19 protein-coding genes are annotated in these 22,414 nt (G+C 62.3%); 5 read left to right on the forward strand and 14 right to left on the reverse strand.

The window, feature by feature from the left end:
• Positions 1-252 precede the first annotated feature (252 nt).
• From HGK27_RS20280 to HGK27_RS20305, 6 genes are all read right to left on the reverse strand, one after another.
• Complete coding sequence (locus HGK27_RS20280) at positions 253-753, reverse strand: flavin reductase family protein (RefSeq protein ID WP_206244652.1); 501 nt, start codon at positions 751-753, stop codon at positions 253-255.
• 4 nt (positions 754-757) lie between these two features.
• Positions 758-2,044: an MFS transporter gene (locus HGK27_RS20285; RefSeq protein ID WP_206244653.1), complete on the reverse strand. Its 1,287-nt coding sequence runs from the start codon at positions 2,042-2,044 to the stop codon at positions 758-760.
• Between the two features lie 85 nt (positions 2,045-2,129).
• Entirely contained in the window at positions 2,130-3,599 is a 1,470-nt protein-coding gene (locus HGK27_RS20290) for an aldehyde dehydrogenase family protein (RefSeq protein ID WP_206244654.1), read from the reverse strand.
• Positions 3,600-3,610: 11 nt separating this feature from the next.
• Positions 3,611-4,453: an SDR family NAD(P)-dependent oxidoreductase gene (locus tag HGK27_RS20295; protein ID WP_206244655.1), complete on the reverse strand. Its 843-nt coding sequence runs from the start codon at positions 4,451-4,453 to the stop codon at positions 3,611-3,613.
• A complete protein-coding gene (locus HGK27_RS20300; protein WP_206244656.1) occupies positions 4,450-5,481 on the reverse strand; it encodes an amidohydrolase family protein in 1,032 nt (343 codons plus the stop codon). The genes HGK27_RS20295 and HGK27_RS20300 overlap by 4 nt, the downstream gene beginning before the upstream one ends.
• A 118-nt stretch (positions 5,482-5,599) precedes the next feature.
• Entirely contained in the window at positions 5,600-6,817 is a 1,218-nt protein-coding gene (locus HGK27_RS20305) for an acyl-CoA dehydrogenase family protein (protein WP_206244657.1), read from the reverse strand.
• A gap of 548 nt (positions 6,818-7,365) precedes the next feature.
• Between HGK27_RS20305 and HGK27_RS20310 the strand changes: the two genes are divergently transcribed.
• On the forward strand, positions 7,366-8,097 hold the full coding sequence (locus tag HGK27_RS20310; protein ID WP_206244658.1) for a TetR/AcrR family transcriptional regulator: 732 nt from the start codon (positions 7,366-7,368) through the stop codon (positions 8,095-8,097).
• Positions 8,098-8,130: 33 nt separating this feature from the next.
• Here the strand turns inward: HGK27_RS20310 and HGK27_RS20315 are convergent, their stop codons facing one another.
• Both HGK27_RS20315 and HGK27_RS20320 read right to left on the reverse strand, forming a co-directional pair.
• Positions 8,131-8,919 carry a nuclear transport factor 2 family protein gene (locus HGK27_RS20315; protein ID WP_241127670.1) on the reverse strand — a complete coding sequence of 263 codons (789 nt, stop codon included), beginning with the start codon at positions 8,917-8,919 and terminating at the stop codon, positions 8,131-8,133.
• A gap of 214 nt (positions 8,920-9,133) precedes the next feature.
• On the reverse strand, positions 9,134-10,144 hold the full coding sequence (locus tag HGK27_RS20320) for an amidohydrolase family protein (RefSeq protein WP_206244659.1): 1,011 nt from the start codon (positions 10,142-10,144) through the stop codon (positions 9,134-9,136).
• Between the two features lie 235 nt (positions 10,145-10,379).
• Here HGK27_RS20320 and HGK27_RS20325 point away from each other — a divergent pair, with 235 nt between their 5' ends.
• From HGK27_RS20325 to HGK27_RS20335, 3 genes are all read left to right on the forward strand, one after another.
• The gene (locus tag HGK27_RS20325; protein WP_206244660.1) at positions 10,380-11,309 is read left to right on the forward strand and encodes an MBL fold metallo-hydrolase; all 930 of its coding nucleotides are present in this window, start codon (positions 10,380-10,382) and stop codon (positions 11,307-11,309) included.
• A 475-nt stretch (positions 11,310-11,784) separates the two neighbouring features.
• Entirely contained in the window at positions 11,785-12,639 is an 855-nt protein-coding gene (locus HGK27_RS20330; protein WP_206244661.1) for a fumarylacetoacetate hydrolase family protein, read from the forward strand.
• A 194-nt stretch (positions 12,640-12,833) separates the two neighbouring features.
• Positions 12,834-13,781, forward strand: coding sequence for a LysR family transcriptional regulator (locus tag HGK27_RS20335; RefSeq protein WP_206244662.1), 948 nt, complete (start codon positions 12,834-12,836; stop codon positions 13,779-13,781).
• Positions 13,782-13,836: 55 nt separating this feature from the next.
• Here HGK27_RS20335 and HGK27_RS20340 read toward each other — a convergent pair whose 3' ends face one another.
• The 6 genes from HGK27_RS20340 to HGK27_RS20365 all read right to left on the reverse strand — a co-directional run bounded on the left by HGK27_RS20340 (position 13,837) and on the right by HGK27_RS20365 (position 21,406).
• A complete protein-coding gene (locus HGK27_RS20340) occupies positions 13,837-16,119 on the reverse strand; it encodes a TonB-dependent receptor (protein WP_206244663.1) in 2,283 nt (760 codons plus the stop codon).
• 245 nt (positions 16,120-16,364) lie between these two features.
• The gene (locus tag HGK27_RS20345; RefSeq protein ID WP_206244664.1) at positions 16,365-16,961 is read right to left on the reverse strand and encodes a nuclear transport factor 2 family protein; all 597 of its coding nucleotides are present in this window, start codon (positions 16,959-16,961) and stop codon (positions 16,365-16,367) included.
• A gap of 104 nt (positions 16,962-17,065) precedes the next feature.
• Positions 17,066-18,088 carry an SUMF1/EgtB/PvdO family nonheme iron enzyme gene (locus HGK27_RS20350; RefSeq protein WP_206244665.1) on the reverse strand — a complete coding sequence of 341 codons (1,023 nt, stop codon included), beginning with the start codon at positions 18,086-18,088 and terminating at the stop codon, positions 17,066-17,068.
• The gene (locus HGK27_RS20355; protein ID WP_206244666.1) at positions 18,085-18,258 is read right to left on the reverse strand and encodes a hypothetical protein; all 174 of its coding nucleotides are present in this window, start codon (positions 18,256-18,258) and stop codon (positions 18,085-18,087) included. Before HGK27_RS20355 ends, HGK27_RS20350 begins: the two co-directional genes overlap by 4 nt.
• A gap of 35 nt (positions 18,259-18,293) precedes the next feature.
• Entirely contained in the window at positions 18,294-20,651 is a 2,358-nt protein-coding gene (locus HGK27_RS20360; RefSeq protein ID WP_206244667.1) for a TonB-dependent receptor, read from the reverse strand.
• A gap of 263 nt (positions 20,652-20,914) precedes the next feature.
• Positions 20,915-21,406, reverse strand: a complete 492-nt coding sequence (locus HGK27_RS20365) for a lipocalin-like domain-containing protein (RefSeq protein ID WP_241127671.1) — start codon at positions 21,404-21,406, stop codon at positions 20,915-20,917.
• 146 nt (positions 21,407-21,552) lie between these two features.
• Here HGK27_RS20365 and HGK27_RS20370 point away from each other — a divergent pair, with 146 nt between their 5' ends.
• Positions 21,553-22,404 (forward strand): LysR substrate-binding domain-containing protein, encoded by an 852-nt coding sequence (locus HGK27_RS20370; protein WP_206244668.1) that lies wholly within the window; start codon positions 21,553-21,555, stop codon positions 22,402-22,404.
• The last annotated feature ends 10 nt before the right edge of the window (positions 22,405-22,414 follow it).

A 22,414-nucleotide genomic window follows, 5' to 3' on the forward strand; every position in this document is an offset into this window, starting at 1 on the left:
GAACCGCGCCCAGCCTGCATAGGCAGGTCCGTTTTCGCCGAGTTCAGGTTGGAAATTCGTTGGCCCCTTATTGAGGCTCCCTATGCCAACCGGCCATCTAAAAAGGATCGGAAACAACCCTCCCGAGGGGAGCGTTCCGGTGCCGTCGCGACGGGCATCTGAACCTGTGGCATCTACCCCGGTCCTCCAGCTTCAAACCGGAACTTCCGGAAACCGCGACCGCGCCGCCGCCGCGGATGCATATGGCTCTGCTCAGGGGATCGAGGCCAAAGGCAGAAAGCTGCCATATCCGCCTTGCAGGAAAAGCAGGGGCGTATGAGGATGTTCGACAGCCATGGCATAGACTTCGCCCACCGCGATGTCATGGTCCCCCGCCTCATGCACAGCATAGGGGCGACAGGCGATCCAGGCCACGACGCCCTCGATGATGGGCAGGCCGCCGCTGGACAGTCGATAGGGTACGTTCTCGAACTTGTCCTCCAGCCGGGATGACAGCGCCCGGCAGACGTCCTGCTGATGCTGCGAGAGAACATTCACGCAAAAATCCCCGGCCACAGCGATATCGGCCCAGCTTTTGGAGCGGCGATCCGGCAGGAACGCCACCAGCGGCGGATCGAGCGACACCGATGTGAACGACCCCACCACCATGCCTTTGGGCTTGCCCTCTTTCATGGCGGTCACGGCGCAGACGCCCGTGGGATAATGCCCCAGAATTCTGCGGAATTCCGCAGCGTCGATGGCCTCGGCAATCATGACTTTATCCTTGTGCAAGCAGGCCATCAGGCTCCGGCGCGTCAGGCGCCGGGGCCTTGACCGCCGGATAGCTGTAAGGCCCAAGCAGGAGAATCCCGGCAGCGCACACGATGAAGGACCCGCTCAGCAAGGGCAGCACCGCTTCATAAGAGCCAAGCTTTTCGTAAGCGAAGCCCACCAGGATCGGGCCCACCGCGATGCACACCATCACAGCGCCCTGAAGCACGCCGATCAGCGAACCGAACCGCCGCATGCCGAAATAGCGGCTGGTCAGAAAAGCCAGCAGGTCCACCTCGATGCCAAAGGCGATCCCGCACAGGCCCGCGGCAAACAGCGTGACCGCAAAGGCATGATTGACCAGCATCAGCACCACGCCCGAGGCTGCCAGCAGCAGCACCCCGGCCCCCACGCGCGTGCCGTGAAACCGGTCGAGCAGCACGCCCCCCAAGCGGCCGACCAGCGAGGCCAGACCGAACGCCGAAAGCACCACGGTCGCCTTATCCGCGCTGATGCCGCGCGCCAGCATCAGCGGGACGATGTTTGTCTGCAGCCCGGTCACCGTCAGGGCGGCAAGGCACAGCGGGATGATGATCAACCAGAAGTGGCGGGTCCGCACCGCCTCCCCGACGCTGAGCCCGGGCATGTTGAGCGCAGGCGCACGATCGCGCGCGGGATCAGCGATCACATCCCCGCCAGCCGCGCGCGGGCGCACGAACAGCAGGATCATCGTCAGGCCGACCACCAGCGCCAGACAGGCAAGCCACAGATAGGCCTGACGAAAGCCCGCCGTGCGGATCAGATAGGTCGCCACGATCGGGATGGTGGTCGTCCCCAGCCCCATCAGGGCCGCGGTGGCCCCGATCCCGGCGCCGCGATTGGCATCGAACCATGTCACCACCGCTTTCGCGCAGGAAATCAGGATGCCGCTGGTGGCCAGCCCCATCAGGGCGAAAGGCACATAAAACAACGGCAGCGAGAGAGGCGCCACCGAGACAGCCGCCAGACAGAGGCAATAGGCCAGCCAGCAACTCACCAGGATCGGCCGCATGGCAAAGCGGTCGATCAGCCGGCCGCAGATCGGCAGGCCCACGGCCACGCCCAGAGCGCAGGCAGTATAGCCGCCCAGCACCGATGTCCTGCTCCAGCCGGTCGCCTGCGTCAGGGGCAGCACGAAAAGGCTGAAGGTCGAGAGCACCAGCGGTTGCGCGCTGACCGCCTGGGTCACCCCCGCGCCAAAGACGACATGCCAGGGGCTCTGACGGGACGAAACGGTGGTAACATCAGAAGACATTGCGATCATCCGTCTTGAAAGGTGATGCACCTGCCGGTTTCGGCAATCCCGGGCAGGTGCTGATGGTCATGATGCGGCTGCGGCTTCAGCCGAAGATCGTCTTCATCTTGACGTCACCGATCGGCTGGGTGATGCCCTTGGTGAGCAGGAAGCCGCCGATGCGATCGACCCCGCCGCCAAAGGCGCTCTGCTTGTAGAAGTCGCGCAGCGCATTGGGCGCCCCGCGCTGGCCGTTGATCAGCAATTGACCGGTGCTCAGCTTGCGTGAAAACTCGGTCGCGCGCGCCAGATCACGGCTGTAGACGCTGCCGCTCAGGCCGAAATCGGTGGCGTCATGCAGCATGACCGCCTCTTCCTCGGTGTCATAGGCCGAAACGGTGAAGACCGGGCCAAAGATTTCCTCGCGGAAGATCTTCATGTCAGCCGTTACGCCGGTAAAGACGGTGGGGGCGACATAATAGCCCTTGTCGAAACCGGTCGGCGTGTTGCCGCCCAGCGCCAACACCGCGCCTTCTTCCAGCCCGCTGCGGATGTAGCCTTCCACGCGCTCCTTCTGGCGGGCGGAGACCAGCGGGCCCATGATCGTTTCATCATCCGAAGGATCGCCGAAGCGGAAGGACTGCAGCGTGGCGATCACCCCCGCGACCACCTCATCCTGCATCTTGCGCGGCACGATGATGCGTGCGTTGCAGAAGCAGGCCTGACCCGAAAACGGCAGCCCCTCGCGTTGGATCGAGGAGAGGAACAGCTCCACATCGGCATCGTCGAGCAGCACCGCCGCCGACTTGCCGCCCAGCTCGGCGATCAGCGGCTTGAGCGTGTTGGCGCATTCGCGCGCCACCGCCTTGCCCGATGCCGTCGACCCGGTGAAGGAGACCTTGGCAATGCCGGGATGCGCCACCAGCGCCGCGCCCGTAGCAGGGCCGCCGGTGACGACGTTGAACACGCCGCTGGGCACACCCGCATCGCGCAGGATCTCGGCCAGCAGATAGCAGTCGAGCGAGGTTTCCGGCGAAGGCTTGGCCACCACGGTGCAACCGGCGGCCAGCGCATTGGCAACCTTCATCGCCAGCAGTGCTTGCGGCGCATTCCAAGGCGAAATGGCGGCCACCACGCCGATCGGCTCGCGCTGAAGCAGTGTCTTGCCGCCATTGGGCGCCTCGACCAGCGTTTCATCCTCCAGCTGCCCGGCCCCCATCGAGGCCTGACGGTAAAGCATCTGGGTGATCGTCACATCCTGATCGCGCCACCAGCGGGGTGCGCCATTCTGCAGCAACAGCAGATCCTTCAGCTCCTCGGCACGCGCGGCGATGCCTTCGGCGACGCGGGCCAGAATGGCCGAGCGCGCGGCGCCACCGGCACGGCGCCAGCCGGGCAGCGCGGCGCGCGCGGCGGCCACGGCCCGGTCGATGTCGCGCTCATTGGCATCGGGGATGCTGCCGATGCGCTCCTCGGTGGCAGGGTTGATGGCATGGAGCCGCGCGGTGCTGTCGGCCGCCACGAATTCGCCGCCGATGAAAAGGTCTGAACGGTCGTGCTGGATTGCTGTGGACACTTCGAAACTCCTTAATCGTGCAAAGTCGCGGCGGGCGAGGCCGGAGCCCCGTCGTCAGCCGGGCGATACGTGTCGGCAAGCGCGCGCGGATCGAGCAGGCCCTGCGCCTGCTGCTGCAACAGGCTGGCATGATCGGGCGTGGCGGAAGCGAGGAAGTGCCCCTGCGCCAGAGCCTCGACCAGCACAGCCACCGCCTGCTCGGGGGTCTGCCTGAGGCGCGGGATCAGCCTTGCCAGCGCCGGATCGAGCGGCGGCGCCCCGGCGGGCGGCTTGGCAAAGCCCGTATCGGTCACATCGGGCGCGAAGAGCGTGACACCCACACCATAAGGCGCCAGCGCCACCGCCGTCGATTGCGCAAGACCGATAACCGCCGCCTTGGACGCGATATAGGGCGCCGTCCGCCCACTGAGCGGATGGCCGCTGATCAGCGCCAGGCTGGAGCTGGTCAGCACCACATGGCCCGAGCGCCTTTCCGTGAGATGCGGCGTGAAGGCACGCAACACCCGCACCATGCCCATGACATTGACGTTGAGCACCCGCTCCCACGCCTCATCCGACAGCGTAGCGATGTCGCCGGGGCCGGTGATCCCGGCATGGCTCATCACCAGATCCACCGCGCCGAAGCGGTCAAGCGCCATGTCGCGCGCATGTTCGACCTGACCGGTATCGGCAACATCGCAGGCCAGCCCGATCGCGCTGGGCAGCGAGGCCGCCAGCGCCTGCGCCGCCGCACCGTCAATGTCCGCGATCACGACATTGCCGCCCGCCTTCGCCACATGAGTGGCAAAGCTGCGCCCCATGCCGCTGGCGCCCGCCGTGATGAACAGCGTCTTCCCGGAAAAATCCATCATCATGCTCCAGCCTGCGCGGCGTTGAATTTGGCCTGAGGCAGCGTATCGAGCCGGAACAGGCGATCGGAATTCTCATGCATCACCTTGCGGCGCTGCTCCTCATCGAGCGTGACCGTCGAGCGTATCCATGCGGTGCCTTCGCTCGCCGAGGCGTAGGGATGGTCGGCGGCGAACAGGATGCGGTCGATCGGCGTCACCTCCATCGCGCAGCGCATCGGCGCATCGTAGAAGAAGCCCGCCGTGGTGACGTAAAAATTGCCGCGATAGACATCCTTGAGATGCTGCGACATCTCGGGCGAGGCGCGGTTGAGCACCTTGATCGATCGGTCGAGGAAGAAGGGCAATCCCTCACCGCCATGGCCGATGATCAGTTGCAGCCGGGGAAAGCGCTGAAACACGCCATTGAGCACCATGCGCATGCTGTGCATGGCCACTTCATAATGCCAGCCCATCATGCCGGTCGACAGCATCGCGCCGAACGCCGGGGGCAGATTGGAATAATAGGCGTCCACCACCGCCTTGGGTGCATAGCCGGGGTGCAGATACAGGGGCACGTCCAGCGCCTCTGCGGCCTCAAGCATCGGCCAGAAGAATTGATCGTCGAGAAAGCGCCCGCCGGTATGGCCGTGGATCATCGCGCCGCGAAAATCGAGATCACGCACGCAGCGTTCCAGCTCGCGTGCGGCGTCGACGGGGGCCGGTGTGGCCAGCGTCGCCAGACCTGCAAAGCGATCGGGGTGAACGGCGACCGCCTCGGCCAGCCGATCATTGACGCGGCAGGCGACATCGACGGCCTGATCGGGCTCCATCCATTGCACATGCGGCGCGGCGGATGACAGAACCTGCACATCGATCCCGGCGGCATCCATGGCGGCAAGGCGCTTCTCGCCGATATCCGCGAGATTTTCGCCCAGGATCTTGGGGAAGAGTTTTTCGGGCCCGTCCAGCACGGCCTCAAGTTCGGGGGTACGAAAATGCTCCTCCACCGCGACGACGCGCGTGCGGGCGGGTGTTCCAATAGGCTCGTTCATGGCGCATGCCTCTCCTGCGATGACGCGGTTTTCTCCACGGCGCGGGCGGCATTCTGGCCGCCTCGTTGCCCGCCGTGTGCGGGCCGCCGGATGATTCCGTGCGGCCCGTGGCACCGATTTAAACCTGCATCAGCAGTTCCTCAACGCCGCACAGCAGGCGGCCATAGGTTTCAAAATTGCTCGACGGATTGACGAAGGGGTGCATCGTGGCGACCCGCGCATCCTGCCACAGCCGGTTGGCGATGTTCTTGCTGTGCGCGAAAGACCCGCCGCCCGCTTCGGACAATTTGGTCGCCGCTTCAAAGACCATACGGTCGGCAAAGGCGACATCGCGATTGACCCTGGCGCGCTCTGCCACGGGCATGAAGGCCTTGCCGGCGCTCCACAGATCGACCTTCTCGACCGCACGCACGATAATGGATTCAGCCGCATCGAACATCGCGCTGATTTCGCCGGTCTGAAGATGGGTGACCGGGGCCTCGCCCTGGTTGGTGTAGGTGGTCAGCTTGATGTCGCGCTTGCCCACGGTTTCCAGGAAATTTTCCATGATATGCTTGGCCACACCGAGCACCGGAAACGCCAGGATCAGCACCATCAGCGGGCCGAAGGCGGCATTGAAGATCGGCACCTCGGGATAGGTCGGCTTCACCTCGCCACGGTTGCACCCCATCAGGCTGACGATCCGCTCGTCCGGAATGAACACATCCTCCATCGCGACATTGGTGCTGCCGCTGCCACGCAGGCCGCTGGGGTTCCAGTCATGGAGATTCTTGACATCGCTCATCGGCACGGCGGCCACGCCCGGGCCGATGGGCTCGCCATTCTTGTCGAACATCGGCACGCCGAGCAGATCCCAATCCGCCTGATACACACCCGAGTTGAAGAACCACATGCCCTTTTCAACCACGATCCCGCCATCGGCACGGCGCGCTTTCACCGCGCGACCGGAGAAAACACCGGCGACATTGGTGTTGGGCCGGGCGAAAATCTCTTCCGACACATGCTTGGGATAGAGGTTGGCCGCCATCCAGTTGCACGCCGTCACCAGCGTCAGCCCCCAGGCGACACCCGCGTCGCCGCGACCGATCTCGGTGACCACCTGGCGCCAGGTATCGAGACTGGACTGCAGGCCGCCATATTCATGCGGAACGGTCATCGAATAGATGCCCTCCTGCTTCATCCGCTCGGCCAGTTCTTCGGGCGGACGGGCGAGACGGTCGATTTCGGACCGTGCCTCGCGCAGATCGGGAACAAGCGCCTTGGCCCGCGCAACGAGATCAACATCCGTGCGATCGCTGGAGGCAAGAGTCGCCGTGCTGAGATTGAGAACGCTCATGTGCTTCCTCTCATTTTTATGAATTAGACGATATGTCCGTTATGACTTTGCATGGTGACTGTCAATGATCTTCGCTTTCGGGCCCTGATGCCAAAAACGGAACCCGTGCGGGGACGGGCTGACCTCAGCCGCTCTGAAAGCTGTTCCGCAGCCGTGATGCAGATGGACGATCATTCAAATTTTTCTGTATGTATCTGTATATATTTGTCTTTTTAGACATGTGGAAACTTTCGGCTTCGCCCTATCCCAGACAGGAGCAAGATCATGGCTGCCGCATCCGCTGCTCGCCCCGAACCACATTTCTTCCATCGTGCGCCATGCAGCAGGAAATTTGAGACGAAATGTATGGTATGAAAACGCCCAAAGGCACTATCGGGATCGCGAGTCGGCCTGCGGGGCGCATCTGACCTCTGGCGCAAGTGGTCAAAATCACCTAGGAGCAGGCGAACCCTTCAGCCTCATATCAGACCGATGATCTGAATTTCGAAGGCAACCGGGCTTGAAAATGTTGATGTGCGAATGGGCGACATGGGAATAAACAGGTGGGCATGAACAGGGAAGACGTCAAAAACGCCGATGAAGACCATCGCGTCAGAGTGGCCCGCCAGCGCCGCAGCAGAACGCGTACACGGTTGCTCGAAGCCGTTCTGGCCACCTGTGCCGCACGTCTGAATCAGGACTTGCCCACAGTCGATGACGTCATCGCCGAAGCCGATGTTTCCCGGGCGACATTCTATAAATATTTCAATTCCGTCGAAGAAGCGATCCGCGTCTACGGCCATATGCTGATGGAAGAGATGTTCCGCAGCCTGGTCACGCTGTTTACCCCGCAGGACGATGAGCTCTCGCGCATCGTCACCGCCATCCAGCTGTTTCTGATGCGCTCCGTGATTGACCCACAGTGGGGGGCTTTTCTGTCGCGCACGGCCCATCTCGCGCGTGAGACGATCCTGGTTGACCGGATCGTGGACTATGTGGAGACAGCGCGCGGAAAAGGCGTCCTCAACGTTCAGGCCCCGCTTCCCGCCAGCAGCATGATCATCGGCACGGTGCTGGAAGCTGTGCGTCATATCTCGCGCACGAACCTGCGCAGCCGCACCTATGTCGATGGCATAACCGCGATGCTGCTGCACGGGCTGGGCGTCGAGCAGGCCGTGGCCGAGGATCTGATCCGCAGCCGCACGATCTACATTCGCGGCCTTGCCCCCGACCGGCTCAGCTGGTGGAGCGACCCCTGGGCGCGCATGCCCGAGGATCGCTCCGAAACCAGAAATAGCTGACGCAACGCCTAATTTCCGAGCGCCCTGCCCCGGTCAGGATGCGGCGGCGCTCGTCTCGCCGGCCAGCCAGCTGCGCTCGGCGGCGCGCAGTTTTATGACCGTATCGGGCTGATCCACTCCGGCCCGATCATTGCGGGTCGGCCCGCCGCCTGACGCGGTCAGATAGCTCAGATAACGATAGGATTGGCGGAATTGCGCCAGTTTCTGCTGATCGATAACAAGGGCCTGCGTCGGGTCCGCAGCAGCCAGCGTATCGCGGATGTAGATCCCGCGCAGCCCGAAAATCAGCCATTCACCCTGCTGCTTCACCGCACGCCACAGCAGCCGCGTGTAGGCCGTGACATGCACATCAACCCCATTGAGCGTGGAAAAGGAATGTACCGCGCAAGAGGCGTCCGCAATGGCGCGGTCTCCGTTGATCGAGACAGCTGGCGGGCTCATGCTGTCGAAATAGACCGCCTTGAGCGAGGTGCCTGCGCGACCGGCCGCCGCACCGCGCCGCCCGGCTTCGACAAACTGCTTTGCCGTGCCGGAAAACCATGAAACATCAACGAAAGCATCCGGATGGAAGCAGGACTCTTCCAGATCGAAATCATGCGTCTCGCGCCCCAGCCGCTCACGCGCGATCACCTGAGTCACGGCGAACTGGTCCAGCAGCGTTCCGGCGTTTGCAGGACCTGCCGCAGGTTTCTTGCCCTCGCCGGCGGCAGCGGCGCGCCCGGTCACCATCGCGCCGAACATGGCGGCAATCCCGCCCTTGAGCAGGCTGCGGCGCAGCAGGGGCTCACGGGATTCGCCCGAGCCGACAGAAATGTCCGTCATTTTTTGATCTCCTCAACCCTGGATGAAAGTGCCGGAACCGGGGGCCCGAAGGTGAGAGAAAACCCCACCTTCCGGCAAGGCCGGATGGGCATCTCTGCACCCGTTCGGCCTGTTCCGTCGCGTTATTGTCGCTGTCATTCCAATGGCCTTACACCTGCCACGATCACGAAAAAGACACAAGGTACATTATGTAATTGGCAGCCATCATGATCCCCTATGCCGAGGGCACGATCCTGAACAGCTGCTCGGCATTGGCATGGGCCACCTTGCGCATGGTCTCCTCGTCCAGCGGCGCCTTGCGGATGAAATCCACCGCCTCGGCGGTCTGCTCATAGGGATAGTCCACGGCGAACATCACCCGGTCAGCCCCCATCATGTCGAGGCAGAAGCGCAAGGGCTCGTTCGACATCATGCCGCTGGTGGTGATCCACACATTCTCTCGGAAATAGTCGCTGGGCAGGCGCTGCAGCTTCTTCATGCCCAGCGGCTCCAGCCCGCCGCGCCGCAGGATGTTCTGATAGCGGTTGTCCAGCCGGCCCAGCCAGAAGGGCAGCGCCTCACCCAGATGGCCCAGCACCAGCTTCAGGGTCGGGAAGGCATCGAAGACCCCGCCCATGATCAGGCGCATCACATGCAGCGAGGTTTCCGCACCAAAACCCCAGAGCGCGCCCATCATGCCATAGTCGGAATAGGCGCCGATCATGCTGTCGGGAGGAAAGTTCGGATGCAGGTATAAAGGCGCATCCGCCGCAACAAGCGCCTCCAGAATCGGCCAGAATTTGGGATCATCGAGATATTCGCCCTGCGTATGCGAATTGATGATGATGCCTTTCATGCCCAACCCCGTCATGCAGCGGGTCACCTCGCGCGCGGCGCGCTGCGGGTCCTGCGGGGCCACCGCGCCCAATCCGGCAAAACGGGTTGGACGGGCCGCCACGGCAGCCGACAGCGTCTCATTGGCCAGTGCGGCCAGATCCGTGCCCAAACCCGCGTCGAAGGCCTGCACACCGGGCGCGGTGATGCTAAGCAGATGCATATCCACACCATGCGCGTCCATCTCGACCAGGCGGTGATCGAGATCGACCAATTGCCGCACCGCTTCGGCTTTCTTGTAATAGATGCCCAGATAGCGTGTGACCGGCGTATCGATCGTCCGGGTCAGCTTCAGAAATTCATCGATATAGTCCCGGGGCGCAAAGGCCTCTTCGGTGGCGATCAAGCGCATGGCGTTTTCTCCCAGATCATTCCGGTCTGCTCCCCGTTGGCCACGCACTATCCGCGGCGCCGGGCAGCGCCCAAGACCACTTGTTGGCCTTGGCTATAGCGTTTGCGTATCGCCCCCCTTTGATGGCACCGGCACAGGCGGTATCATCATAGCCATATTGGTAGCACCAAAGCCCCGCCTCGCCATGCTATCAGCTCCCAAAAGCATGACAGGGGAGAAGGACATGGGGTCGAGGATGGCATTGGCGACGGGCATTGCCCTTTTGGCCATGGTGACGGGTTTCGAGGCGCAGGCTCAGCAAAGGCCGGGCCCTTTGACCCTGACCCCGCACAAAATCGCCTCAGGCGTCTATTGGGTCGAGGGCGGCACATCGAACACCGGCTTTGCCGTGGGAACGACAGGCGTGGTGGCCATCGACGCCCAGCAGACGGCGGAGGCCGTGCAAGCGGTGCAGGCCGAGATTGCCAAAATCACACCCCGCCGCGTCGATACGCTGATCATCACCCACAGCGATCCCGATCATGTCGGCGGCATACCCTCTTATCCCCCCGCCACGCAGATCATCGAGCAGGAAAACACGCGCGCCACCATTCTGGCCACAGCCGCCGATACCAGTGGCGCCCCGCCGATGGTCGCCCTCTACAAGCAACTCGCAAAGGCCCCCAATCCGACAAGGCTGGTGGCCGACAGCGAGCATGCGACCATCGATGGCCTGCGGGTGGAGTTGATCCATGTCGCGCCGGGGCACAGTGCGGGCGATCTGATCATCTATCTGCCCGATCAGAAGGTGGTGTTCGCCGGTGATGTCGTCACAACCAACACTGGCCAGTTTCCCGTCATTCATCTTGGCGGCTCTTCGCTGGGCTGGATCGCGGCGATGAAGGCCATTCTGGCGCTGGACGCCCGCGTGATCGTCCCCGGCCATGGCGCGGTGGAAAGCCGCGAGCAGCTGACGGCCCGACTGAAAGCCGCCGAGCAGCGCCGCGATGCCGTCAAGGCGATGATCGCGCAGGGCAAGTCGCTCGACGAGATCAAGCAGGCCCTGCCCGAAACGGGCGGCAACCCCATGTTCCCCGGCTTTGACGAAACGACCTACAATGAGCTGACCAAGGGCTATCCCGGCACCGCCGTGGCGCCATGGCACAACATCATCCATCGGCCCTGAGGCAGGCGATCCGCCCAAAACCCGAATCATCCGGCAGCACCAGCGCGGCGCCTCCCTTGTCGGAAGGCGTCGCGACAGGTATCGTCATGCTCGCCGGTTTGAAGGGATAGCGGCCCGGCTTGCTGCTCAGCGTCCCCAGCCGCTGTCCTTCACGCCGCCTACCGGCAAGACGACCTCGACATCATCGAAAGCCTCGATCACGAGGAGTGATCCAAAGGTCTCGTCGCCCCCTGTTAACCGGACCAGCAGCTATGCCCCCCACCCGGTCGGACTATGCGGAGATGCTGGACGCCATTGCCGGCTGCTCCCGCGCGGCAGGACTCCAGGGCAGCACGATATCGAAACTCGATCACCACCGCCAATCACGATCTTATGCCTGAGCGCGCGCCCGTCTAAATATGGCGCCTGAACACACTGTCAGACTTGCGGGCAGCCGAGGCACAGAACCGGCCCCGCCCTTCCGTGGAGAGCCATCTTGAAACTTTTGCGCTATGACGATGCCGGTACGCCCAAGCTGGGCGTGGTTCAGGACGACCGGATCGTTTCGCTCGCCCCGCTTGCGGATCGCTATCCCACCATGCGCTCGATCATCGAGGGCGGCGATGCGGCTCTGGCACAGTTGCGCGATTTTGTGGCCACCGCGCCATACAGCCTGCCCCTCGCCTCGGCAAGGCTGCTGGCGCCCGTCGAAAGGCCCGGCAAATATCTGGCCATCGGCATGAATTATGCCAAGCATCTTGAGGAAGCCGACAAGCTTGGCGTGGCCCGTTCGAAGCATCAGGTGTGGTTCAACAAGCAGACAACCTGCGTGGCGGGCCCCTATGACCCCATCGAACCGGGCGCGACCGAAAAGCTGGATTATGAAGTCGAACTCGCTCTGGTGATTGGCAAACCTGCCAAGAATGTGTCGCAGGACGAGGCCCTCGACCATGTGTTTGGTTATGTCGTCGCCAATGACGTGTCGGCGCGCGATTTCCAGTTCCATTCCGCGACCTTCACCATGGGCAAAAGCTTCGACACCCATGGCCCCATCGGCCCGTGGATCGTCACCGCCGACGAGGTCGCCAACCCTCAGAACCTCGATCTGCGTTGTTTCGTCAATGGTGAGCTTCGCCAGTCGAACAACACCGCCACCATGATCCATCCGATCCGCGCCCAGATCGCCTATCTGGCCAGCGCCTTCACGCTGGAACCGGGCGACCTGATCGCCACGGGAACGCCTGAGGGTGTGGGTGTCGGCATGGAACCGCCGGTGTTCCTCAAGGCGGGCGATGTCGTGCGTTGCGAGGTCGATGGCATCGGCGCCATCGAAAACACCGTCGCGGGCTGACGGCAGAACGAGCCTGATCCGGAACCCGGCATCGGTTCTTAAATCGATGCCGGGTTTCCTGCCGGGCAGACAATAACAGACCTCATTTTTCTCGAACAATCGGCGCATCGCGCCCAATGCCGCATGACATGCCGGCCCCTGATGTGCATAATGGCCCTGTATCGATCATGGAACGATCGAACGAAGGGCGAGGCATGAAGTTCAATCACTTACGCAGGTTCGTGGCCGTCGCGGAGCGTGGCAGCATGCGCAGCGCCGCGCGCGAGCTGGGCATTCCCCAGCCCGTCATCACGCGCAGCATTCAGGAGCTGGAGCGCGAGCTGGGCGTGCAACTGTTCGAACGCTCCATCAACGGCATCGTGCTCACGCCGATTGCCGAAAAAATCCTGCGCCGCGCCAAGGTTATGGAAACCGAAATGGAGCGCACGCTGGAGGAAGTCGACCAGTATAAGGGCAAGGAGGTCGGCACGCTGACCATCGGCCTGTCATCGGGCGCGCATGTCGGAATTCTCCCCAAGGTTCTGGCGCCATTCCGCAAGCGCTATCCCAAGGTGCGGATCAAGGTCGTGGAGGGCCTGTTTCCCAAGCTGGAAACCGACATTCGTGACGGGATCATCGAACTCTATGTCGGCCCCATTCCGCGCGAAAGGTTCGGCGCCGATCTGACCGTGGATCTCTTGTTCGAAAACCAGCGCATCATCGTTGGCCGGCAGGGGCATCCGCTGTCGCAAGCCACATCGATCATGGATCTCAAAGATGCCCAATGGGTGGCAACGCCCGTGATGATGGACAGCGAAAACGAGGTCAACGCGATCTATACCGCAGTCGATATGCCGCCGCCCAACATTGTGGCGCAGGCCTCATCGGGCCTCAGCATTCTGTCGATCGTTGCCTCATCCGATCTGCTGGCACCCTTGCCGCATCTCTGGTCGGACTTCATCAGCAGCACGAAATTCGCCTGCATCATTCCGATCAAGCAGACCACCTTCTCGCCGCCCATTTGCGTGGCGCGGCAATCACGGCTGCTGCTTTCTCCACCCGGCCAGTTTTTCACGGATCTGGTTCACCGCGTGGCCGTCAATCACAAGCGTTCACTGGTCAGTTCGGTGGAAAGCGGGGGCACCCTTCCCCCGCCCCTGTAAAGCACAACCTCCCCGTAGCCTGAAAGCTCAGGCTGCGGGGAGGCATCCCCCATGGTCAGAAATGAACCCCGACCTGAACGCCATAGGTCCGGGGAGAGCCGGCGGTATAGAGTTGGTTGCCACCAACCGCAGCCGCGCCACCGGTGTAATAATATGAATTGGTCAAATTCTTGACGAAGGCCTGAATGTCATAGCGTTTGTTGGGCGCTTTCCATGTCAAGGATGCATTGACCAGATGGTAAGGTGCGTTGCTGATCGAACCATCGGCCACGAAGACATAGCGCGATTTGTAGGAATCGTTGGCGACGAGCGTAAAGTCGCCGATGTTCGATTCAATCGTGTAGCTCGCGCCGATGTTGAACGACAGCGTGGGTGACTGGATCAGCCTGGCGCCGCTCAGATCGCATGGCGATGCCGAAAATCCGCCCAGAATGGCCCCGCCGATCACCTGCGCCTTCACGCAAGTGCCGCCGACAAAGCTGGTGTAATGGGCGTCGAGCAATTCCATATTGCCGGTGAAGGTCAGATTGCTCACCGGCGTCAGCACCAGATCGACATCCAGCCCCTTGACCCGCGCCTTGCCCGCATTGACCAGCAGCGAACCGCCCGGAGGCGCCGGCGGCGCGGTGGAGCGCAGCTGGATATCCTTGTAATTATAATAGAAACCCTCGATGTTCAGCGTCAGCAAGCGATCGATCAGGCGCGATTTCACACCTGCGGCAAACGCATCGAGCACTTCGGGTTTCGAGGCCGGATTGTTGAACGCCGTCGGGTTGTAGGTCCCCGATTTGAACCCGCGGTTGTAGGACAGGTAACCGTTGATATCATCGGTAAAATCCTGCGCGAGAACCGCGCGCCACGTCACCTTGGCGAAGGTTGAATGGGTGGCGATCCCGCTGGGATTGCCCGCATAGGGGTCACCAGGATGCACCACTGTCGTGGCAGGCAGAACGGTGGGTGTGTTGGGCTGCCCCGCGAAAGGTATGGTTGTGCCCGACAGGGCTTTCTCGTCGCTGGTGTAACGCAGCCCAAGGGTCAGCCGCGTGCCATGCGTGATGCTGTAGGTGCCCTCGCCATAGCCGGAATAGGAGCGCGTCGTGGCCAGCGCATTGGTCTGCACCGGCAGCGGAGCCGCCGCGCAGACCGTGCCGACGCAGGTGCTGTAGGCCGCATTCACGATCGTCGTGTTGTCATTGAAATAGAAGGCGCCCGCCACCCATTTGAGCCGCGAGGCCGGGCTGTCGGAGGTCAGCTGAAACTCTTGTGTGATCGACCGGTCGGCGCCGGTCTGGTTGTTCTCGATGGCCGACTGGCCCAGCACCGGATTGCCGGGATCGCCGCTCTGGGTGAACATCAGCGGCTGGCGCGCATGGCTGTAGCTGGTCAGGCTGATCAGCCGGGCGAAGCTCAGCCGCTGCTCGATCTTGAGGTTGACGTTATACTGATTGAGTTCGGCGAAAGGATCGCGCCGCGTATCGGTGCGGTATTCGCCCTGCGGACGCGTGCCATCGGCGGCCACCGTGCCGGGCAGGATCTGGAACGCCAGACCGAAATCGCTCTTGTTGTAATTGTAGAGCCCGCGCAGCGAAATCTCCGTATCCGGGCCGGGGTTCCATTTCAGCTTGGCCTGCACCCCGCCGCTGCGCGCTTTCATCACATCATCGCCGGTATAGACGTTTTTGGCATAGCCGTCGCCCTGATTGGAATAGGCGGCGGCCACGTTGAAGGCCAGGTTCGGCGTCAAAGGCGTCGATCCGTAGAATTTGAAATCCACGGTGTTGTAATTGCCGTAAGAGACCGATGCGTCGAGGCGCGGCTTGTCGCCGGGCTCACGGGTGATGACATTGATCAGGCCGCCGGTCGAATTGCGCCCGTAGAGCGTGCCTTGCGGGCCCTTGAGCACCTCGATCCGCTCGATGTTGTTGAAGGAGAACAACCCGGCCGAGGCATTGGGCTGATAGACGCCATCAAGATAGACCGCGACAGGAATTTCCGTGGTAAAACCCGATGTCGCGGTGCCCACGCCGCGAATAAAGGGAATGATGCCGCCGCTGCGCACGATGGTCAGGCCCGGGGCCAACTGAGGCAGATCGGCGGTGTTGGCGATCCGCAGCGAGTCAAGACGCGCGCCCTGCACGGCGATCACATTGACCGGAACCTTCTGCAGGCTTTCCGAGCGCCGCGTCGCGGTCACCAGAATATCCTGCACCCCCGGGGTGGGGGCTGCAGCCTGCGCCGTCGTCCCGGTCTGGTTCGCCGGAGCAGCGGTCTGCGCCGCAACCACGCCCGGACCGGCTATGCCGGTCGTCAGCGCGAGCATCCATAGCTTTCTGTTCATCCTGTTCCTCCCCAAAACACTCGATATGAGTGGCAGGACGATCCGGGCCGCTCCTGCGGCCTCGTCATCGTCCGGTCATGTGCAATGTCCGTCCGTCCCATTGGACGCATCCGGCCCCGGCTGAAGCGCCATGCTGGTTTCCCATCCTGCTGCGGGGAGCAGGAGCCTCAGCTTCGCCCCCATCGTAATGATACAACCGCAAGGCGCAGTGATCACATAATGGAAAGCATGATATCAAATATTCGTCACCGGCCAGCCAGCCATGCCTCTCCTCTGGCATACAGCGCCTCGACCTCGGGCCCGCGCAACCCCGGCATATCGGTCTTGACCACCATGCCAAGCCCCGCCTGCATATAGGCCAGATGCCGGTAACCGTCCGGGAAGCTGCCAAGCAACGCCAGATCCAGCTGAGGCAGCGCCCCCGGCGTCACCGGATCAAGGCGGTCGCGCTCATAGATCGGCTGACGCAGCGCCAGCTTCCATTGGCCCTGACGGCACTCGAAAAAATCGTAAAAGCGGCCAAAGCAGGTGGCATCGCACAGCACGCCCTCCACCTCGCCGCGCTGCGTGATGGTCGTCTTGGTCTGGGCAATCGCGCGCTGGCCGACAATATCGACATGGCTGCCGCCCAGAAAATGCTGGATCATCGCGCCGCGCCCGAAGGCTTCGCGCGACCGTGCCACGAAATCGACCGCCGAAACCTGCGCCCAGGTGGTCATCATCCGGCCATCGTCATGCCACAGATCGAGCAGACGATCGTAAAACCCCCCGTCACGAAAGATGACCCAGTCTTCCACGACATTCCGGATCGCCGCAAGGCTTTCGGAATCACGCTCATTCATGAAACTACCTCCTTGTAATGGTCAGCGGGCCCCGCGCCGATCTGCCCCCTGGGTCGGCGCGGCATCTTGGTGGCCAGCCCGCATGCGATGGGGCAGGAAAGCGGCTAAAGAACTCGAACCAGACGAAAGCCACGCCACGAGGTGGCCTGATCACCCGGCGCTGTCGCAAGGCCAGCCGCCGCCAGATCGCCACCCTGCCATGATCCGCCGCGCAGCACCCGGCGGCGGCATGAGGCATCGGCGCAATCGCTTGTCCAGGATTCCACATTGCCGCTCATGTCGAACAGACCAAAGCCATTGGGCTTGTAGGTGCCGACAGGTGCCGCCGTCGCGCGCCCATCATGGCAGGCCAGCCGGACGGGGGCACCGCGATAGGTCAGGCCATCCTGATCATAGCCATTGGCATAGGTGCAGGCGTCTGCGGCCTCATTGCCCCACCAATAGGTCGTCGCCGTGCCCGCGCGGTTGGCATATTCATACTCCGCGCTGGTGGGCAGGCGATAGAGACGCCCGGTCTTCTTGGACAGCCATGCGGCATAGGCCAGAGCATCGGCATAGGCCACACAGGTCACCGGATCGCGTGGCGTAGCCGTGACGCCCGGATTGCGCCAATCGCGGTCCGGCATCGCGCGTAGCGCATCATCGCTGATCGTGGTGCAATGCGATGCCGCCTGATAGCCCGTTTCGGCCACGAAAGTCGCGAATTCCCCCACGACCACCGGAAACAGCCCGATCGCGACAGGTTCGGACATGCGGAACCGTCGGCGCGCCCTGCCCTTGCCGACGCCGCTGCCGATGGTGATCTCGCCTGCCGGAATGACGACCATGCGCGGCGCCACCGGATCTTCGAAGATCACGATCGGCTTGTCATACGCGTGCCAGACCACCGGAGCGGCATCCACGCCGCCGATTGGCCCTGCCGCTGCGACCATTTGGGCGGTGCGTGCCTTGGCCGCCTCAATCCGGGCGGGCTGATCGGGGTCCCCCGCCTTGAGCGCATCAAAGCGCTCCAACCGATTGTCCATGAAGGCTTTCATGGTGATCGGCGCCGCCAGAGCAGGTCCTGCCAGCGCGCTGGCCATGGCCAGAGCCGCCATCGTCAAGCCTCGTTTGCCTTGCAAGCTCATGCCATGGACCTTTCAATGTTGAAGGGCGGGAGCGAGGCCCCCCTCGCCCCCGCCAGAGGGCCATGTCCCGCCAACTGAAGCGGCAGGACGCGGCCGGGCAAGATGCCCGGGGCGATGGCCACCGCCGCCGCAACCGCCACCACCTGGCCCATGCGTCGATCGGCTGCCATCAACCCTCCCCTTTTGAAATATTCGTTGCGGTCGATCAGAGATGAACGCCAAGCGTCGCGCCGAAAGTGCGTGGAGCACCGGGCACAACCGTGAAGTTGCTGGATTCCGTGGCGACCGCATAGGTGTATTGCTTGGTGAGATTGCGAACGAACAGGTTCACATCATAGCGCTTCGAAGGAGACGTCCAATTGAGCGACATGTCGATCAGATGGTGGCTGTTCTGCCACATGCTGCCATCGGCCACCATGGAATAGCGCGAATTGTAGTGATCATTGGCGCTCAGCGCGAATTTTCCTGCCGGTGTGTTCAGCGTGTAGACCAGACCCAGCGCACCGGAAAAGGGCGCCGCGAAAGGCACGTCATAACCGGCAAGGTTGCAAATTGTGGTGACATTGGCCCCCACGGTGACGCCGTTCACAACCTTCGTGCCCGGGGTGACGCAGGCAGCACCGGGGAAATCGGCATATTTGGCGCGCAGGAATTCGAAGCTGCCGTTGATGACCAGCCCCGACAGCGGCGTAAAGCTGAAGTCACCATCGACGCCATCAAGCTTTTCGCGCGCGGCATTTTCCAGGATCGGAGATCCGGGGAGAGCTGGAGCTGCCTGCGAGCGAACCTGCACATTCTGATAGTTGTAATGGAAATAGGCGAGATTGAGCCGCAGATGATGATCGAACAGTTCCGACTTCACCCCAGCCTCGCTGGCCCACAGCAATTCAGGTTGCGCGGGCGGATTGTTGAATGAATTGGCGTTGAAGGCCCCCGATTTGAAACCAAGATTGTATGAGGCATAGGCATGCACATGGTCGGTGATGTCCTGCGCCAGCACAAAGCGATAGGTCAGCTTGTCGAAGTGCAGGCGCGTCGGGATGCCGTTGGGGAAATTGGGGAAAGGCTGACCCGGATAATAGACGCCACCCGGCGTCGTGGCGGTCGCGGCGACGGGCAAGGTCGTCACCGAATTGGGGAAACCTGCCAAAGGCGCCACGAAACCGCTCAGCTTCTTGGTTTCATCGGTATAGCGCAGCCCCGCCGTCACCCGGGTCGCGGAGAAAAAGCGATAAGTCAGATCACCATAGGCCGACAGCGATTCCGTCGAGGGCGAGCCTGCATTGCGGTTGGGCGTCAGGCTGATCGAATTGGTGGGATTGGGCACGCAATTGTTCGCCACACAGGTGAACCATGTATCGAGCTGCAAATATTGGTGATCATTGTAGTAAAAGGCACCGGCCACCCAATCGAGCCGCGACGAGGATGGCGCCGAGGTCAATTGCAGCTCCTGACTCCAGGTCCGGCTGGTTTCATAGAAAGCATCATAAGTCGCGCTTTGCCCCGTGACGGGCTGGCCCAGGATTGGCAGGCCACCCTGGAACGTCACCGTCGAGGCGCTGTGCTGATAGCCGGTCATGCTCATCAGCTTGGCAAAACCCAGATCCTGCGTGACCTTGAGCGAGCCGATATAAGAGCGGAACGGCGCCGAGGGATCGATCCGCGAGGCGTTACGGTACTTGCCCTGATTGACCGTGCCATCGGTGCCGACTGTGCCCGGATAAACCTCGTAGGACAGGCCCAGATCGCGGTTGTTGTAGTCGTAGATCATGCTGGCGACGACGCGCGTCCTGGGGCCCGGCTCCCATGCCAGCTTGCCCTCTACGCCGGTTTCGGTCGATTTCTGATTGTCATGACCGTTGAAGGTATTGGTGCTCCAGCCATCGGCCTGCCGGGAATGGAAGACGGCCAGATTGGCCGCCAGATTGCTGGTCAGCGCAGTCGTGCCATAGAAGTTGGTCGAGAAGGTGTTGTAGTTGGCGTAACCGACGGACGCATCGACATGGGTCGTATGGCCGGGATCACGCGTGGTGACGCCGATCAGGCCGCCGGTAACGTTACGGCCATAGAGCGTACCTTGAGGGCCTTTGAGAACTTCGATCTGATCGATGTTGTTGAAGGAATAGACGCCCATGGCCGGGTTGGCCAGATAAAGCCCGTCAATATAGACCGCGACCTGTGCTTCATTGTAACCGGTGCTCGTCGAACCAATACCGCGCATATAGAGGTTGTTGCCCCCCGCCGGTGTCACGACCAGACCCGATACCAGATTGGGCAGTTGCAGGACGCTGTTGATGTTGTAATCCTTAAGTGCGACTGCCGGGACGGCCTCCACAGTGGCCGCAACCTTTTGCAGATTGACGGCGCGGCGGGTGGCCGTGACCACGATCTCCTGCAAGCCGTGGTCATTGCCCTTGGGGTCGCTACCATTGGCGGCCCCGCTTTTGGCGGCTGTATCCTTGGCGGTGCTTTCGGGCGATGGAGCGGCGCTTTGCGCATGGCTTGCCTGGGCGCCCGCGATAAGGGCGACAAACGCCACGCTCGAAAATAAGGTGCGCACCATGGTAAATCTCCCTGACTGCCCGGTTCAAGCGTTCCGCTGACCATTTTTTTGACGGCATCCTGGGACTTTTCTTAAAGGCGTCGCCTTGCCATGAGGTGATGCAAAAAATCCAAGCATGATGAAGAATGCTGATTGGGCCAATCACGCGGCTGGCGCCATGCTCGCGCATCCGGGCATCAAACCGGCGTGCCCTATACGGCGCGACCGGCGGCGCTGATAAGCGCCACCGGCCCTCACCCCCTGCACGTCAGGCAAGCCCGGGTTTACCGGTCGTCCGCCAGCTTTTGCCATTCGGATATGGCGATCGTTCCGTCTCCCGTGGCCGAAGCCGGAACCTGATAGACAAGGCGGTCTCCTTTCAACGTGTAATCGCGCGTTTGCCTTTTCCCTTCCCAATTGGGAAAAACTGAAAGCTCGACATCGAAGATGATGTGATGACTGGCGTGATCCAGTGAAACATGGCCATAATGCACACTGTTACGCAACATGGCGTCCCGGAATTCTTCCGAAGAGCCACCCGCCTTGGTGCCAGAGGCAAAATTGACCGCTGCGGCGCGATAGATCTCAATGGTGTAGCGCCCTTGTCGATCCACCATCATCCGCCCTTCGGGATGATCGCCAAAGCCGTGGACACGATGCCCATCGGGATAGAGCGTGTCGGCAGCCGTCAAAATCCATGTCCCAGCCAACTCCGAGCCGTGCGATCCGGCGGGAGAAGCCTGTGCAGTCCCGGACAGGCACAGGCCGGCCACCATCACCACCTTCATCATTTTCGCCATCATCATCCTCACAAGCAAGCGCCATCCGGTTTCCGGTTGCGCATGACGAGAGGTCTATCGCCCGCAGGTCACTTCGAATAACGTCCATTTCTGAAGTCACTGTTCAGAAAGGCGAAACTGGAATGCCATCCCACTTCGATCTGGATTGCCTGCGCAGTTTCGTCGCCGCGCAGGATCTGGGCGGCTTCAACCGCGCGGCCGAGGTGCTCAACCGCTCGCAATCGGCTGTCAGCCAGCAATTGCGCAAACTCGAAGAACAGGCCGGTCAGCCTTTGACACGTCGCGACGGACGGCAACTTGTCCTCACACCCGCAGGCGACACTGTGCTGGCCTATGCAAGGCGCCTGCTCGCCCTGAATGACGAGGCCATGGCCGCGCTCGGCAACTATGCTCTGGCAGGACAGGTTCGGTTCGGCGTGGTGGGCGATCTGGCCGAGAGCTGGCTTCCCGCCATGCTGGCCTCCTTTCAGCGCGCCCATCCCCAGATCGTGCTTGAAGTCTGCGTCGACCGCGCCAGCGCCCTTTTCGAGGCGCTCGATCGCGGCGCTCTGGATCTTGTGCTGACCTTTGGCGGCGATGGCCGGATCGATGCGATGCCCTGGCGCGCCTTGCCCCAGCGCTGGCTTGGCGCCGTGGGCGGCACCTTCACGCCGGACGAAAGGGTCGAGCTTGCCGTTCTGCCCTCGCCCTGCCGCTTCAGAAAGGCGGCCATCGATCAGTTGGAAGCAGCAGGCATTCCATGGCGGATTGCCTTTACGGGACACAGCGTGGCGGCGCTGTGGGCTGCGGTGCGCGCTGGACTTGGCGTCACCTTTCGCGCGGTGGATGATATGCCGCAAGGCATCGCGGCATGGGACGAGCCGCTATCCGTTCCTCAGGCCTTGCCGATCAGCGTCAATCTGCATGATGGCGGGCGCCCGGCGGATGCGGCCATCGATCATCTGCGCGGCATTCTGCTGGAGCTAAAGGACTGAAAGGCCTGCG

The sequence above is a fragment of the Novosphingobium terrae genome, assembly GCF_017163935.1.
GTDB lineage: Bacteria > Pseudomonadota > Alphaproteobacteria > Sphingomonadales > Sphingomonadaceae > Novosphingobium > Novosphingobium terrae.

What these genes read in the sequence shown, in the direction of transcription:
- HGK27_RS20280 (WP_206244652.1), bottom strand. Translation starts at nt 753, where the DNA reads ATGATTGCCGAGGCCATCGACGCTGCGGAATTCCGCAGAATTCTGGGG.
- HGK27_RS20285 (WP_206244653.1), bottom strand. Translation starts at nt 2,044, where the DNA reads ATGTCTTCTGATGTTACCACCGTTTCGTCCCGTCAGAGCCCCTGGCAT.
- HGK27_RS20295 (WP_206244655.1), bottom strand. Translation starts at nt 4,453, where the DNA reads ATGATGATGGATTTTTCCGGGAAGACGCTGTTCATCACGGCGGGCGCC.
- HGK27_RS20300 (WP_206244656.1), bottom strand. Translation starts at nt 5,481, where the DNA reads ATGAACGAGCCTATTGGAACACCCGCCCGCACGCGCGTCGTCGCGGTG.
- HGK27_RS20305 (WP_206244657.1), bottom strand. Translation starts at nt 6,817, where the DNA reads ATGAGCGTTCTCAATCTCAGCACGGCGACTCTTGCCTCCAGCGATCGC.
- HGK27_RS20310 (WP_206244658.1), top strand. Translation starts at nt 7,366, where the DNA reads ATGAACAGGGAAGACGTCAAAAACGCCGATGAAGACCATCGCGTCAGA.
- HGK27_RS20315 (WP_241127670.1), bottom strand. Translation starts at nt 8,919, where the DNA reads ATGACGGACATTTCTGTCGGCTCGGGCGAATCCCGTGAGCCCCTGCTG.
- HGK27_RS20320 (WP_206244659.1), bottom strand. Translation starts at nt 10,144, where the DNA reads ATGCGCTTGATCGCCACCGAAGAGGCCTTTGCGCCCCGGGACTATATC.
- HGK27_RS20325 (WP_206244660.1), top strand. Translation starts at nt 10,380, where the DNA reads ATGGCATTGGCGACGGGCATTGCCCTTTTGGCCATGGTGACGGGTTTC.
- HGK27_RS20335 (WP_206244662.1), top strand. Translation starts at nt 12,834, where the DNA reads ATGAAGTTCAATCACTTACGCAGGTTCGTGGCCGTCGCGGAGCGTGGC.
- HGK27_RS20340 (WP_206244663.1), bottom strand. Translation starts at nt 16,119, where the DNA reads ATGAACAGAAAGCTATGGATGCTCGCGCTGACGACCGGCATAGCCGGT.
- HGK27_RS20345 (WP_206244664.1), bottom strand. Translation starts at nt 16,961, where the DNA reads ATGAATGAGCGTGATTCCGAAAGCCTTGCGGCGATCCGGAATGTCGTG.
- HGK27_RS20350 (WP_206244665.1), bottom strand. Translation starts at nt 18,088, where the DNA reads ATGAGCTTGCAAGGCAAACGAGGCTTGACGATGGCGGCTCTGGCCATG.
- HGK27_RS20355 (WP_206244666.1), bottom strand. Translation starts at nt 18,258, where the DNA reads ATGGCAGCCGATCGACGCATGGGCCAGGTGGTGGCGGTTGCGGCGGCG.
- HGK27_RS20360 (WP_206244667.1), bottom strand. Translation starts at nt 20,651, where the DNA reads ATGGTGCGCACCTTATTTTCGAGCGTGGCGTTTGTCGCCCTTATCGCG.
- HGK27_RS20365 (WP_241127671.1), bottom strand. Translation starts at nt 21,406, where the DNA reads ATGGTGGCCGGCCTGTGCCTGTCCGGGACTGCACAGGCTTCTCCCGCC.
- HGK27_RS20370 (WP_206244668.1), top strand. Translation starts at nt 21,553, where the DNA reads ATGCCATCCCACTTCGATCTGGATTGCCTGCGCAGTTTCGTCGCCGCG.